9 protein-coding genes are annotated in these 13,939 nt (G+C 64.5%); 7 read left to right on the top strand and 2 right to left on the bottom strand.

From position 1 onward, the window contains the following. Positions 1-19: 19 nt before the first annotated feature. From RCI06_RS04335 to RCI06_RS04305, 7 genes are all read left to right on the top strand, one after another. A complete protein-coding gene (locus RCI06_RS04335; protein WP_306574522.1) occupies positions 20-1,876 on the top strand; it encodes a substrate-binding domain-containing protein in 1,857 nt (618 codons plus the stop codon). Between the two features lie 227 nt (positions 1,877-2,103). Further along, entirely contained in the window at positions 2,104-2,883 is a 780-nt protein-coding gene (locus RCI06_RS04330; RefSeq protein WP_158595605.1) for an HAD-IIB family hydrolase, read from the top strand. Positions 2,884-3,025: 142 nt separating this feature from the next. Continuing rightward, positions 3,026-3,493, top strand: a complete 468-nt coding sequence (locus RCI06_RS04325; protein ID WP_306574519.1) for a hypothetical protein — start codon at positions 3,026-3,028, stop codon at positions 3,491-3,493. A gap of 171 nt (positions 3,494-3,664) precedes the next feature. Then, positions 3,665-4,825, top strand: coding sequence for an MFS transporter (locus tag RCI06_RS04320; RefSeq protein ID WP_306574517.1), 1,161 nt, complete (start codon positions 3,665-3,667; stop codon positions 4,823-4,825). Between the two features lie 117 nt (positions 4,826-4,942). Then, the gene (locus tag RCI06_RS04315; RefSeq protein ID WP_276870576.1) at positions 4,943-5,617 is read left to right on the top strand and encodes a response regulator transcription factor; all 675 of its coding nucleotides are present in this window, start codon (positions 4,943-4,945) and stop codon (positions 5,615-5,617) included. Continuing rightward, on the top strand, positions 5,601-7,163 hold the full coding sequence (locus RCI06_RS04310) for a cell wall metabolism sensor histidine kinase WalK (RefSeq protein WP_306574513.1): 1,563 nt from the start codon (positions 5,601-5,603) through the stop codon (positions 7,161-7,163). Before RCI06_RS04315 ends, RCI06_RS04310 begins: the two co-directional genes overlap by 17 nt. 204 nt (positions 7,164-7,367) lie before the next feature. Continuing rightward, positions 7,368-9,308 carry a sensor domain-containing diguanylate cyclase gene (locus RCI06_RS04305; RefSeq protein ID WP_306574510.1) on the top strand — a complete coding sequence of 647 codons (1,941 nt, stop codon included), beginning with the start codon at positions 7,368-7,370 and terminating at the stop codon, positions 9,306-9,308. A 76-nt stretch (positions 9,309-9,384) separates the two neighbouring features. On the opposite strand, the gene RCI06_RS04300 is transcribed toward RCI06_RS04305, so the two are convergent. Further along, positions 9,385-12,468: an efflux RND transporter permease subunit gene (locus tag RCI06_RS04300; RefSeq protein ID WP_306574507.1), complete on the bottom strand. Its 3,084-nt coding sequence runs from the start codon at positions 12,466-12,468 to the stop codon at positions 9,385-9,387. A gap of 6 nt (positions 12,469-12,474) precedes the next feature. Beyond that, on the bottom strand, positions 12,475-13,939 hold a 1,465-nt coding region (locus RCI06_RS04295), incomplete at its 5' end, for an efflux RND transporter periplasmic adaptor subunit (RefSeq protein ID WP_306574505.1).

Here is a 13,939-nt window from a genome sequence, read left to right as displayed (position 1 = left end):
AAAAGGAGGGGACGGCCATATGAGAAGGGGATTCCGGCGGCTGACGGCGGCGCTGCTCTGCGCCGCCCTGCTCCTGCTGCCCGCGGGCTGCCGGTCCGGGCCGGAGGAGGGGAAGATCCGGTATGTCATCGGCGTCTCGCAGGCCAACATGCGCGAGCCGTGGCGGTTGGTGCTGATCCGCGAACTGCAGGAGGAGGCGGCCAGGCATCCGGAGATCCGGCTGGTCATAACCGACGCGACCTCCGACGGCGAAAAGCAGGTCGAGGACATCCAGCGCCTGCTCGGCTACGGCATCGACCTGCTGATCGTCTCGCCCCACGACGTCGAGCGGATCACGCCGGTGGTCAGCGAGGTCTACCAGAAGATCCCCGTCATCGTGCTCGACCGGGTGGTGGAGGGCTACGACTACTCCCTCTTCATCGGGCCGGACAACGACCTGATCGGCAAGCAGGCGGGGGAGGCCGCCGTCCGGCTCGTGCGGGGCTCGGCGGCGAAGGTGCTCGAGCTCAAGGGCGGGCCCCATTCGCAGGCGAGCGCCGAGCGCAGCGGCGGCTTCCGCTCGGTCACCTCCCTTTTCCCGCTCATCGAGATCGAGTCGGTCACGGTGGAAAACGAGTCGCGCGACGCGGCGGAGGACCTGGTGAGCGCCTACGGCGAGCGGCTCCGGGAGTTCGACGTGATCTTCGCGCACAACGACTATATGGCGCTCGGCGCCTATAAGGCCGCTCACCGGCTCGGCTGCGACGACGTGAAGATCGTCGGCATCGACGGCTTCACCGGGCAGGACGGCGGGCTGGAGCTCATCCGCGGCGGGAAAATCGACGAGACGATCACCTGCCCGACCGGCGGCAGGGAGGCGATCCAGTTTTCGCTCGACATCCTCGGGAAGGTGAGCGGCGTGCCCAAGCAGGTCATCCTGCGCAGCCACGCGATCACGCGGGAAAATGTGGACAGCTACGAGCGCCAGCTCGACCGTGCGACCCGTCCGGTCGACCGGACGATCCGCGTGGGCTACGCACAGGTGGGCACCGAGAGCGGCTGGCGGCTGGCGAACAACCAGTCGATCCGGGACGCGGCGCGGGAGTTCGGCGTCGATCTGACCGCCATTGACGCGGACAACGACCAGCAGGCCCAGCTCGAGGCGGTGCGGGAGTTTATCCGGCAGAGGATGGACGTGATCGTCATCTCCCCCATCGTCGACAGCGGCTGGGACGAGGTGCTCATGGAGGCGCGCGACGCGGGCATCCCCGTGCTGCTTTCCGACCGGAAGATCTCCGTGGCGGAGGACGACCTCTTCATGACCTTCATCGGCGCGGACTTCATCGAGGAGGGCCGCCGCGCCATGCGCTGGACGGCGGCGAACGTGCCCGCGGACAAGCACCCGGTGCGCATCCTTGAAATCCAGGGGACGGTCGGGGCCACCCCGACCATCGAGCGCAAGCGGGGCTTTGAGATGCTGTTGGCCGAGCATCCCGACTATTCGATCGTCTATTCCGCGGGCGGCGACTTCACCCGGGAGGGGGGACGTCTCGTCGTCGAGCAGTATCTGCGGGAGCACGCGTGGGACATCGACGTGATCTATTCCCACAACGACGACATGGCGCTCGGCGCGGTCGACGCGCTCGAGGCGGCGGGCATCCAGCCGGGCCGGGACGTGAAGATCATCTCGGTGGACGGCACAGAGGAGGCGGTCAAGGCGCTCGAGGAGGGCAGGCTCAACTGCGTGGTCGAGTGCAGCCCGCTGCTCGGGCCGCAGCTCATGAAGGCGGTGACCGACCTGATGAGCGGGAAGGAGCTGCCGCTGCGGATCATCACAGACGAACGGGTCTTTACCGCGCAGACCCCCAGAGAGGAGCTGCGCGGGCGCAAATACTGAGGCGCAAAAAAGGGCCGGCGGCCGTTTGGCCGCCGGTCCTTTTCGGTTTCTTCCATTTATTGCAGGGCTATTTTCAACAAAATACAACCGGGGCGGTCCAAAAAAACCGTCTGGGACGGAGAAAGCGGCGGCGGGCGCGGGGAAATGACGGAAGCCCCTTGGCAAAGGGGCTTCCGCCATGTTACACTGGACCCGGCCGCACGGCGGCCGGAAACGGGGGAGTTATGGTGATCAAGCTGGTTGCGAGCGATCTGGACGGGACGCTCCTGCAAAACGGGGCCCAGGCCCTGACGCCCGAGGCCCTGCGGCTGATCGGGAAGCTGCTGGAGCGGGGGATCCTCTTCGCGCCCGCGAGCGGGCGGCAGTATCCCAACCTGCGGCGGATGTTTTCGCCCCACTGGCACGAGATGCTCTTTATCTGTGAAAACGGCGCGCTCACGATGCACCACGGCGCGGCGCTCTCCACCATCCCGCTCGAACGGGAGACGGGGGAGGCGCTTATGCGGGACATCCTCGCGCGCGACGACTGCGAGGTCATGCTCTCGGGGCGGGAGACCTCCTACCTCTGCCCGCGCCGCAGGAGCTACTCCGACTTTGTCGTCTACACGATGAAAAACACCGTCACGATCGTGGACGACCTCTTCTCGGTGGACGAGGAATTTTTGAAGGTTTCCGCCTACGTCCACGGGGACGGCGCGGCGCGCGTGGCCCCGGCTTTCATCGAAAAGTGGGGGAATGTCGTGACGGCCGCTGTGTCGGGCGCGGCGTGGATCGACTTCACGGTCGCCGACAAGGGGATGGCGATCGAGGCGGTCGCCCGGCGGCTGGGCATCGGGAAGGACGAGATGATGGCCTTCGGGGACAACTTCAACGACGTGGAGATGCTCGAGGCGGTCGGCCGCCCCTGCCTGATGGAGACCGCCGACCCGGCGCTGCTCGAACGGTTCCCCAGCCGCTGCGCGCGCGTGGAGGAGGCGCTGGCGGCGCTTCTGGCGGAGATTTCCTGAGGCGTGCCCCGGAAAGAAATACCAGCCGTGGGGGCGGCGCTTTGATTGACAGGAAACGGAAATTCCCTTATAATGAGGATAAAGTGTGCATCACCGCGTCAGCGGGGAAAAGCGTACGCTACATCGTGAGGAGGACAATTTTATGGCACCAAAGGGCAAAACCATGTTGAAAGTGGTCAGCATTCTGTACATCATCTTTTCCGGCATCAGCATCCTGGTCGGGCTGCTCGCGCTGGTGGGCGGCGGCATGATCGCGGCCGGCGGCGACATGATGGGCGCCGGGGTCGGCGCGGTCGCGGCGATCATGGGCGTGGTCGTCATCCTTTCCAGCGTTTTCAGCCTGATCGTCGGCATCATCGGCGTCAAAAACTGCGCGAAGCCCGAGAAGGCGCAGGTCTGCTTCGTGCTCGGCATCATCCTGATCGTGCTCGCCGCGTTCAGCCTGATCAGCTCCTTCGGAAGCGACGGTAACGTCTTCTCCGGCCTGATCGGCCTCGTGCTGCCGGTCCTGTACACGCTGGGCGCTTACTGGAACAAGCAGTCGGCCGCCGCCCCGGCGGCGCCCCAGGTTCCGTCGGACGACGCGAACCGGAACGGCCCCGAGCTGTAAGAATATCTCGGATAAAAAGAACCGCGCCTGGCGCGGTTCTTTTTTTGATTGCATTTCCAGGGACGCTGTGCGATACTGGAACAAGAACGAAACAGAACGAGGCGTCGCCATGGGCAGTCCGATTTGATCTTCGGAATTTCACCGGCAAAATGAAATTCGGAGGGAACACAATTGAATCGAAAAATCGGGATTCCCCTGTTCTGCGCGACGGCGTTTTTACAGGGCATGGTATTCTATGGCCCGATCGCGACCCTTTACCGGCAGGCGCGCGGCGTCTCGGTCTTCCAGATCACGCTGATCGAGAGCATCTCCCTCGCCTGCCTGATCGCTTTGGAGATCCCGTGGGGCTACGTGGCCGACCGGATCGGCTACCGGCGCACGCTGGCCGCCTGCAACGTCCTCTACTTCCTCTCCAAGATCGTCTTCTGGCGGGCGGAGGGCTTTGGAGGATTCCTGCTTGAACGGCTGATGCTGTCGGTGGTGCTCTCGGGCTTCTCCGGCTGCGACTCCGCCTATCTCTTTTCCCTCGCGGGGGAGGGGGAGAGCCAGAAGGCCTTCGGCGCCTACGAGGCGTCGGCGACGGCCGGCCTGGTCGCCGCGTCGCTTCTCTTTTCCACCGCGGTCGGCGGCGACTTTGACGCGGCCGGCTTTCTCACCGTCCTCTCCTACGGGGCGGCGATGGTTTTGACCTTCTTTTTGCCCGAGGTGCCGCCGCCCGCGCGGCGGAGCGCGGGCTTTGGGGCCCGCGCCGGGGAGGCCGCGCGGGAGGTGTGGGGCAACCGGCGGTTCCTGCTCTTCCTTGCGGCGGCCGCCCTGCTCACGGAATCGAACCAGACGATCACCGTCTTCCTCAGCCAGCTCCAGTATGTCCGCGCGGGCATTCCCGCCCGCGCGATGGGATACCTGTTCATCCCGCTGACCCTCATGGGGCTCTTCGCCGCGCGTTCCCACCGGCTGACCGCCCGGCTGGGGGAGGGGCGGGCCCTTTCGGGGCTCTTCCTGCTCGGCGCGCTCTCCTGCGGGCTGCTCGCGGTAACCGGAAGCTCCGTGCTTTCGGTGGCGGGCATCCTTGCGCTGCGGCTGTCCGCGTCGGTCTTCGCGCCCATCGGCATGGAGGTCCAGAACCGGCAGGTGCGTTCCTGCGGGCGGGCCACGATGCTGTCGGTCTACTCGAGCGTGATGAACCTGGTCGCGGTGGGCACCGGCCTGATCTTCGGCAGGCTCGCCGAGGAGGGCGTCGGGCGGGCGATGGCGGCGGGCGCGGGATTCTGCCTGACGGGCCTTTTGCTTTACACCCTGTGGCGGCGCTTGCCGGAAGGGACGGCCGGTTAGTCCGCCGCAATTTTCCGATTCGTCAAACTTTACACACAGGAACTTCACAATAGCGCCGCATACTGGAAGGGTGGAAAGGCGCGGGCCTTTCAAAATGAACGTTGGGACGGTGCCGGAATGGATAGTAAAATATTGATCGCGGAGGACGAAGCGAAGATCCGACAGCTCGTGGCGAGCTACCTCGTACGGGAGGGCTTCAAGGTGGTGGAGGCCGCCGACGGCCAGCAGGCGGTGGAGAAGTTCGAGGACAACGACGACGTCGTGCTGGTCATGCTCGACGTGATGATGCCCCGCAAGGACGGGTACGACGCCTGCCGGGAGATCCGCAGCAAGTCGGACGTGCCGATTTTGATGCTGACCGCGCGCGACAGCGAGCGGGACGAGGTGACGGGGTTCCACATGGGGGCGGACGAATACATCGCCAAGCCCTTTTCGCCCACCATCCTTGTGACGCGGGTGAAGAACCTTTTAAAGCGCACGAACGCCAACGACATGAGCGACGCGGAGGTGGGCGGGCTCAAAATCCTCTACCGCGAGCGCACGGTGCTGGTGGACGGGCAAAAGATCATCACCACCCCCAAGGAGTTCGACCTACTCTACTACCTCGTGAAAAACCAGGGGATCGTGCTCACCCGCGACCAGATCATCTGCACGGTGTGGGACATGGACTACAACGGGGACGACCGCACGGTCGACACCCACATCAAATGCCTGCGCGCCAAGCTGGGGAAATACGCCTCCTGCATCACCACCGTAAGGAAAGTGGGATACAAATTTGAGTGGACGGATTAAAAGCGGCATCCGCAAGGAGCTTTTCGGGGTCATCTTCTTCATCCTCGTGGTGAATGTGGTGGTCCTGCTTTTCATGGGCTCCACCCTGTTCGAGCGGTTCTACCAGAGCAACAAGGTCAGCGAGCTGGAGCAGAGCGCGCGGGCGATCCGCGCCGCCTACCAGGAGAACAGCGGGGAAATCTACGACGCGATCGGGAAACTGGAAAACGGCAACGCGATCGTGAGTCTCTTTGAGATCGGCGGGGACGGGCGCGTTCAGATGCGCTACCACTCCCGCACCGGACGGGAGGAGATGCGCCCGTGGGGCGACCGGGAAAACGCCCCCAAGCCGCGGGGGGAGGACGTCGACCGGTTCCAGGAGAAGATGCTCGCGCGGCTGCGGGACTCGGACGAGAGCTTCGACGTGCGGCTGGAGGAGTCCTTCAACCCGTGGGAAGACGACGGGATGCTCACCCTCTCCACCCGTCTGGACGACAACCTCTACCTCTATATCCAGACCCCGCGCGGGTACCTCAAATCCTTTGCCGACCTCGCGGTCAAGTACACCGCGCTGATGTCGATCGCGATCCTGCTGGTGGGCGCGGTGATCATCTATTTCGTGGTCGGGCGGATCACGCGGCCGATCCAGGGGATTCAACGGGCGGCGGACAAGATCTCGCGGCTCGACTTCTCCGAGCGGTGCGAGGCGAAGGGCCACGACGAGATCGCGATGCTCGCCGGGAGCGTCAACCAGATGTCGGACGACCTGCAGGCGGCGGTGAGCCGGCTGGTGGAGGCCAATGAGGTGCTCCAGAACGACCTCGTGCGCCAGCAGCAGACCGACCGTCTGCGCCAGCAGTTCGTGGCGAACGTCTCGCACGATTTCAAGACGCCGCTCACCCTCATGATCAGCTACGCCGAGGCGCTCGCGGAGGAGGAGACCGACCCGCGGCGGAAGGAGTCGTGCGAGATCATCATCGCGGAGAGCAACCGGCTCTCGCTGATGGTGGGAAAGCTGCTCGAGCTCTCCCGGCTGGAGAGCGGCGTGGAAAAGGCGCAGCTCTCGATCTTCTGCCTGAGCGAGGTGCTCGACAGCGCCGTGCGCAGCCACCGCATCCTCACCGAGCGCAAACGCCTCACGGTGAAGAAGGAGCTCGAGGAGGAGTTCATCGTCTCCGCCGACTATTCGATGATCGGGCAGGCGGTGAACAACCTCTTTGAAAACGCGGTCAAATATTCCCCGGAGCAGGGCGTCATCCGGCTGTGCGTACAGGATGGCGGGGCGGGCCTTTGCCGCGTGTCGGTGGAGAACCAGAGCCCGCCCATCGCCTCGGACGACCTCGGCAGCCTCTTCGACAGCTTCTACCGCGCCGACAAGTCCCGCTCCCGCGAGGTGCAGGGCTACGGCCTCGGGCTCGCGATCGTCAAGGTCGTCATGGAGGCCCACGGGATGGACTACGGGGTCGAAAACATCGAGGGCGGGGTCCGGTTCTGGTTTTGCCTGCCGCTCGCGGAGATCGGCGAGGAGGCGGAACCGGAGGAGGACGGCGGGGACGACGGCTCCTGAGACTCTGGAAAATGATGGGCTGTGACCGCAAAAGACAGGAAAAGACAGGAAAAATGGCGCGGCGGGTATCCGCCCGCCGTTTTTTTTGCTTGTTTAAGGGCGCGCGGGATGCGGGAAGCATTGATTTGTGACCGCAAAGGGAATACAATGTCTATAGCGGATGCGCCTTCCGGCGCGGACGCTTGGAAAGAGAGGCGCCCGCCAATGAAAAAGAACATCCTCATGCGGACCAACCTGCTGGTCTGCCTGATCATCATCGTGGGGTTCCTGCTGACGGCGGTGCTCAGCTACCGCGCGAACTACAGCGCGTCGCTGCAGAATATCGAGGAGGTCTCCTCGCTGACCTCGGAGGGCATCTACTACCAGATGGCCACCACCTTCACCAAGCCGGTCAACGTGTCGCTGACGATGGCCAACGACAGCCTGCTCCGGGAATACCTCTCCGGCGAGGGGGAGCATCTGGACGACCCCTCCTACATCGGCACCCTGAGCAAATACCTCGGCGCCTACCAGCGGAAATACGACTACGACGCGGTCTTCCTGATCTCCACGCGCACCGGCCGCTACTACAATTTCAACGGCCTCGACCGGGTACTGGACCCCGGCGACCCGGAGAACGTCTGGTATTACGAGCTGCTGCAAAGCCCCGAGGACTACGCCATGAACGTGGACAACGACGAGGTGGAGGGCGCGGAAAACCGGATCACCGTGTTCGTCAACTGCAAGATCCACGACGAGAGCGGAGAGGTGATCGGCGTCGTGGGCGTGGGGATGCGGATCACCAGCCTGCAGGCGGTGCTGCAGGGCTACGAGGACAAATTCGGCGTCGGCGCCTTCCTGGTCGACGGGAACGGCACGATCGAGATCTCCCCCCAATACACCGGCTACGAGACGGTCAACCTCTTCGACGTCACCCACTACAGCGACCGGGTCCGGCGGGAGATCCTCACCTGGAAGGAGGAGGGCATGGCGCGCAGCTTCTGGATCACCGGCGGCTCGGGGTTCCAGAAGACCGACTACGTGGTCGCGCGCTACCTGCCCGAACTGGAGTGGCACCTGGTGGTGAACCAGGACACCGCCGCGCTGGTGGAGTCCCTCAACCGCCAGCTCGTTTTGACCATGCTGGTGATCTGCGTGATCATCGCCGTGATCCTCTGGGTCATCACCCACGTGATCCGCGCCTTCAACCGCCAGATCGTCGAGCTGACCCAGTCGGTCGAGCAGGAGCGGCGCACGGTGTTCGAAAAAGCCACCGGTCAGCTCTTTGAAGACATTTACGAGCTGGACATCACCGCCAACCGGCCCGCCAACCACGCCACCGAGCAGTATTTTGAAAGCCTCGGCGCCCCGCACGGGACCCCCTACGACAAGGCGCTGCAGATCGTCGCGGAAAAGCAGGTCAAGGAGGAGTTCCGGCAGGGGTATCTTGACACCTTCCTGCCCGAAAACGTGCTGCGGGCCTTCCGGCAGGGCCGCGAGACCCTGCGGTATGAGCTCATGATCAGCAGGGACGGCGTGGAGTACTACTGGATGCGGATCACCGCGCGGCTCGTCCCGCTGGAGGGGGACGGCAGCCTGCGCATGCTGGTATACCGGCAGAACATCGACGCGGAAAAGAAGCAGGAGGAACGGATGCGCCTGCTCGCCCAGACCGACGAGATGACCGGGTTGTTTACCAAGGCGGCGACCCAGCGGCGGATCGAGGACTGCCTGCGGGAGAACCCGGGCCGCCTGTACGCCTTCTTCATCTTCGACATCGACAACTTCAAGCAGGCCAACGACAGCTACGGCCACGCCTTCGGGGACGGGGTCATCCGGGAATTCACGCGCATCCTGCGCGGGCATTTCCGCGCGGACGACCTGCTCGGGCGCATCGGCGGCGACGAGTTCGCGGCCTTCGTGGCCGCGCCGGACGAGACGTGGGCGGCCGAAAAGGCGGCGGAGCTCTCCGCCGCGCTCGACCGGGCCTACGGCGCGGAGGAGAAGAACTGGCACCTCTCCGCCAGCATCGGCGTCTCCTTCGCCCCCCGGCAGGGGGACGGCTTCGATGGCCTCTACCGGGCCGCGGACGCCGCCCTCTACGAGTCCAAGGGGCGGGGCAAGAACAGTTACACGATCTCGGGCGGCGCACGCGGGAGAGACTGATCCAAAAGCGGCGGAATACGCAAAGGGGCCGCCCGGCAGACGCCGGGCGGCCCCGTTTATAGGAGGGGATTGCCGATCAGAGAAATTCTTCGGGGACCGGGTCGCCGGAGACCTGGGGCTGCTCCCGGAGGTTCCGGCGGAAGAGGGATTTCCTGCCCGTCCGGCGGCCCTTTTTGCGGCGGTCCTCGCCGTCCGCCAGCAGGTAGACGGTCGGGATCAGGACGAGGGTGATCAGGGTCGAGAAGGTGAGCCCGCCGATGACGACGACCGACATCGACTGCATCATCTCGACGTTGCCGCCGATGCCGACCGCGGTCGGCACGAGGCCGAGCACGGTGGTCAGGGTGGTCATCAGGATGGGGCGCAGGCGGGTGGGGGCTGCGAAGATCAGGGCGTCCCGCGCGCCCAGCCCCTGCTCGCGCCGCAGGATGTTGGTGTAGTCGATCAGCACGATCGCGTTGTTGACGACGATGCCGACGAGCATGATGAGGCCGATGAGGCTGGTCATCGAGATGGTCATGCCGGTGAGCAGCAGCGCCAGGAACGCGCCGGTCATCGAGAAGGGCACCGAGAGCATGACTACGAGGGAGAAGCGCATCGATTCAAACTGCATGGCCATGACCACGAAGACGAGGAAGACCGCGATCGCCAGCGCGTTATAGATTTTGCCGAACTCCTCGTTCATCGTCTGCATGTTGCCGCCCGCCGCGATGCTCACGCCGTCGGGCAGGTCCATCTGCCCGACGCGGGCCATGATCTGGTTGGAGAGCTGGGTGGCGGAGACGCCCGCCGCGGTCTGCCCGGTGACGGACACCTGGTATTCGCCGTCCTGCCGCTGGATCTGCGAGGGGGCGTTGTTAAAGACCACCTCGGCCACGTCGGTGATGGGCACCTGCCCGCCGCTGCGGGTGGGGATCATGAGGCCGGAGAGGTCGCTGACGTCCTTGAACCGGCCCTCGGGGTACATGACCTTGACGGTGTATTCCTGGTCGCTGGTCTGCAGGTCGGCGGCGTCGATGCCGGAGATCATGTTTTTCGCGGTGGAGAGGATGGAGGCGGGGGTCGTGCCGATGGCGGCGGCCTGGACCGGGTCGACGATGATCTCGGCGCGCGGGCTGCCGTCGCTGAGGCTGGTGGAGGCCGAGTCGATACCGTCGAACCCGGCGACGACCGTCTTGATCTCATCCGCGACCTCCCGCAGCGTATCCAGGTTGGAGCCGGTCAGGTTGATCTGCACGCCCCGGCTGCCGAAGGACATCGAGCTGCGCTGCTCGACCTCGACCGAAGCGTTGTCGATGCCGGAGGTCTGCTCGCGCATGAGAGTGATGAAGTCGTCGGTGGAGAGGCTGCGGTCGTCCTTCAGATAGACGGTGATGCTGGCGGATCCGCCGTTGCCCCGCATCGAATAGCTTTCGACGTCCTCCTGGGCCGCCACGATCTCCTCCACCTGGGTCATGATGGTGTCGGTGGCGTCGATGTCGAGGCCGGTCTTGGTGGTGACGGAGATGCTGATCGAGCCCTCGTCGCTCGAGGGCATCAGCTCCATGTCGATCCGGGTGAACATGACGAAGGTGCCTGCCAGCAGTACGACCGCGATGATGATGACGGTGAGCTTGTGGTTCAGGGCGGTGGTCAGCAGCCGCTTGTAGGCTCTTTCCAGGCTGTGCAGCCGCCGGTTGACCCAGGAGTCCTTCTTCTCCCGCGGCCGCATCCGCGCGAAGAGGAGCGGCACCATCGTCAGCGCCGAGATCAGCGAGGCGGTCAGGGAGAAGACGATCGTGAAGCCGACCTCCTTGAAGAGCTGGCCGGACATGCCGTTCATCAGGGAGATGGGCAGGAAGACGACGATCGTCGTGACGGTGGAGGCGATGATCGCGGAGTTCACGAGGTTCGCGCCCTCGACCGCCACCTGGTCGTAGCTCTTGATGCCGTCCTGCTCCTTGAAGCAGGAGTCGAGCACGACGATCGAGTTGTCGACCATCATGCCGATGCCCACGACGAGGCCGCCGAGCGACATGATGTTGATGGTCATGCCGAAGGCCGCCATGAGCACGAGCGCCGCGAAGACGGAGAGCGGCATCGAGATCGCCACGATGAAGGCGGCGCGCCAGTCGCCGAGGAAGGCCACCAGCACGAGCATGGCCAGCGCGAGGCCGAGGACGAGGGACTGGACGACGTTCATGATGTTCTCATAGATCGTTTCGCCCGAGTTGCTGGTGATGGTGATGGCCAGCCCCAGTCCCTGCCGGTTGAGGTCGTCCACCACGCTCACGACCTGGTTGCACACGTCGATCGTGTTGGCGGACTGGTTTTTGGAGACGGAGAGGGAGATGTTGTCCATGCCGTTGTAGCGGCTGATGGAGGACATGCTCTGCTCGGCCATCGTGACGTTGGCCACGTCGGAGACGTGGATGATGTCCCCCGAGGCCAGGGAGATGGGGATCGTTTCGAGGCTCTCATAGGTGTCGTAGTTCATGCCGCCCTGGAGCGTCAGGCTGACCTCGCCGCGGTTGATCTCGCCCACGGTGGTGGTGAAATCGGCGGAAGAGATGGCGCTGGAGATGTCGGTCATCGAAAGGCCGTACTGCTCCATCTCCTCCTCCCGGAGCTCCACTTGGATGTATTCGCGGGTGCCGCCGCGCATGCTCACCTCCGAGACGCCGGAGATCCGCTCGATTTCGGGCACGACGGTGTCCTCGATGTAGGAGTAGATGTTGTCCCCGGTCGCGGGGGTGGTGATCGACAGGTCCATGACGGAGGAGGAGTCCATGCTCATCTCCATGATGGTCGGGTCGTCCGCCGAGTCGGGCAGGCGCACCCGCTGGAGCGCCTCGTTGATCTCGTCGTACTTTTCGTCCATGTCGGTGTTGTAGTCGAACTCCAGCGTGGTCATGGAGGAGCCCTCCGACGAGCGCGAGGTCATGCTCTCCACGTCGCTGACGGTGGAGAGCGCCGATTCGATCACGTCGGTAATCAATTCGTCGACCTCCTCCGGCGACGCGCCCGAATAGCCGGTGCGGACCATGAAGACGGGCATCGACATCTCGGGCGTGGATTCCATCTCCATGCCGAAGATCGAGGAGACGCCGAAGACCAACAGGCAGAGCACGCACATGAGCACCGATACCGGCCGTTTGACGGCTAATTTTGGAAGTGTCATCAGCGGTTAATCCTCCTGTACGGCCGTCCCTGCGGCGGATTCCTGTTCGACGGCGTCCGCCGCTTTTTCACCGGCGGCTTCCGCGGGGGCGGCGTCCGCTTCGGGGTCGGCCTGCCCCTCGGCAAGCTGCACCTTGGCGCCGTCCTTGAGGTCGGGGTGCCAGGTGGTGATGATCCGGCTGTTTTCGTCGAGGCCGGAGAGGGCGACGACCGTCTCGCTGTTGGACATGCCCGTTTCAAAGTCGGTGCGGTGGGCCTCGCCGTCCGCGTATGTAAAGACGTATGCCTGCCCATCCTCGTAGTAGACGCTGTCGATCGGGACGAGCAGGGCGTTCTCCGCCCTCTGGGTGGCGGCGGAGACCTTGACGGTCACGCCCGAGAGCAGCGCGCCGCCGTCGTCCTGGATCTGGGCTTCGACGGGGAAGAGGCCGGTGCCTTCGTCCGCCTTGGAGTCGATCGAGGTGATGATGGCGGTATAGTCGTTCCCGCTCTTCTGGACGGTAACCTCGTCGCCGATCGAAAGCGCGGTCGCCGCGTCCGCCGTGGCGTTGAAGGTGACCGACATCTGGTTCTTGTTGGAGATCGTGAAGGCCGCGGTCTGGGTCGACGCGTTCTCATGCTCGTTCACCGAGCTCGCCTCGATCACCCCGTCGATGGGGGAATAGACCTTGTACTTCTCCAGCTTCTTGGCGCTCTGCTCGAGGGAGAGCTGGGCGGATTTGAGGGAGTTGTCGACGCTCGCCTTGGTGTCCTCGAGGGAGGAGCCCTTCGCGAGGTTGTATTTTTCGAGCGCGGTCTCGTAGTTGGTCTGCGCGTTCTTGTAGCTGTTGCGCAGGCTGCGCAGGGTGCTGTCGTCGTCGTTCTCCAGGTCGTTGACGGTGCTGCGCGCCACACTGTAGGCGCTTTCCGCCTTGGAGACCGCCGACACGAGGTCCTTATAGGCTTCGCTCGACTTGTCGCCGGGGTTCGCCTCCGCGTAGGCGTCGAGCTCCGCCTCGGCCGCGCGCATCGCGGTCTCCGCCTTGTCCATCGCCTTCTGCGCGGAGATGAGGGAGTCCTCGCTGTCGTCGTTGTAGTCGCGCAGCTCGATGCGCGCGTTGTTCAGCGACTGCTGGGCGCTCTTGAGGCTGGATTCCAGCGAGAGCAGGTTGGATTCGTAGCTGCTGCCGAGGGTGGTGTCGGCGGAGATGACCTTGGAGTCGTAGCTCGCCTGCGCGATCTCATAGTCGAGCTGCGCGTCGCTGTCGTCCATCTCGAAGAGCAGGTCGCCCGCCTTGACGGTGTCGCCCGCCGTAAAGTGCACCGCCGTCACCTTGCCGGCGACCTCGGGGTAGACGTTGACGCTTTCGCCCGGCTCGATCCTGCCGATGAATTCGGTGCTGCGGGTGAGGCTCCCGATGGCGGGGGCGGCGAGCTTGACGCTGATGACGCTCTCGCTCATCTCGATTTCGCCGAGGTTGCCCCCCATGCCG

Origin of the sequence: Anaerotruncus massiliensis (ex Togo et al. 2026) (assembly GCF_030825285.1) — a bacterium.
Taxonomy (GTDB): Bacteria; Bacillota; Clostridia; order Oscillospirales; family Ruminococcaceae; genus Anaerotruncus; species Anaerotruncus massiliensis.
This window is presented reverse-complemented; position numbering and strand designations above follow the sequence as displayed.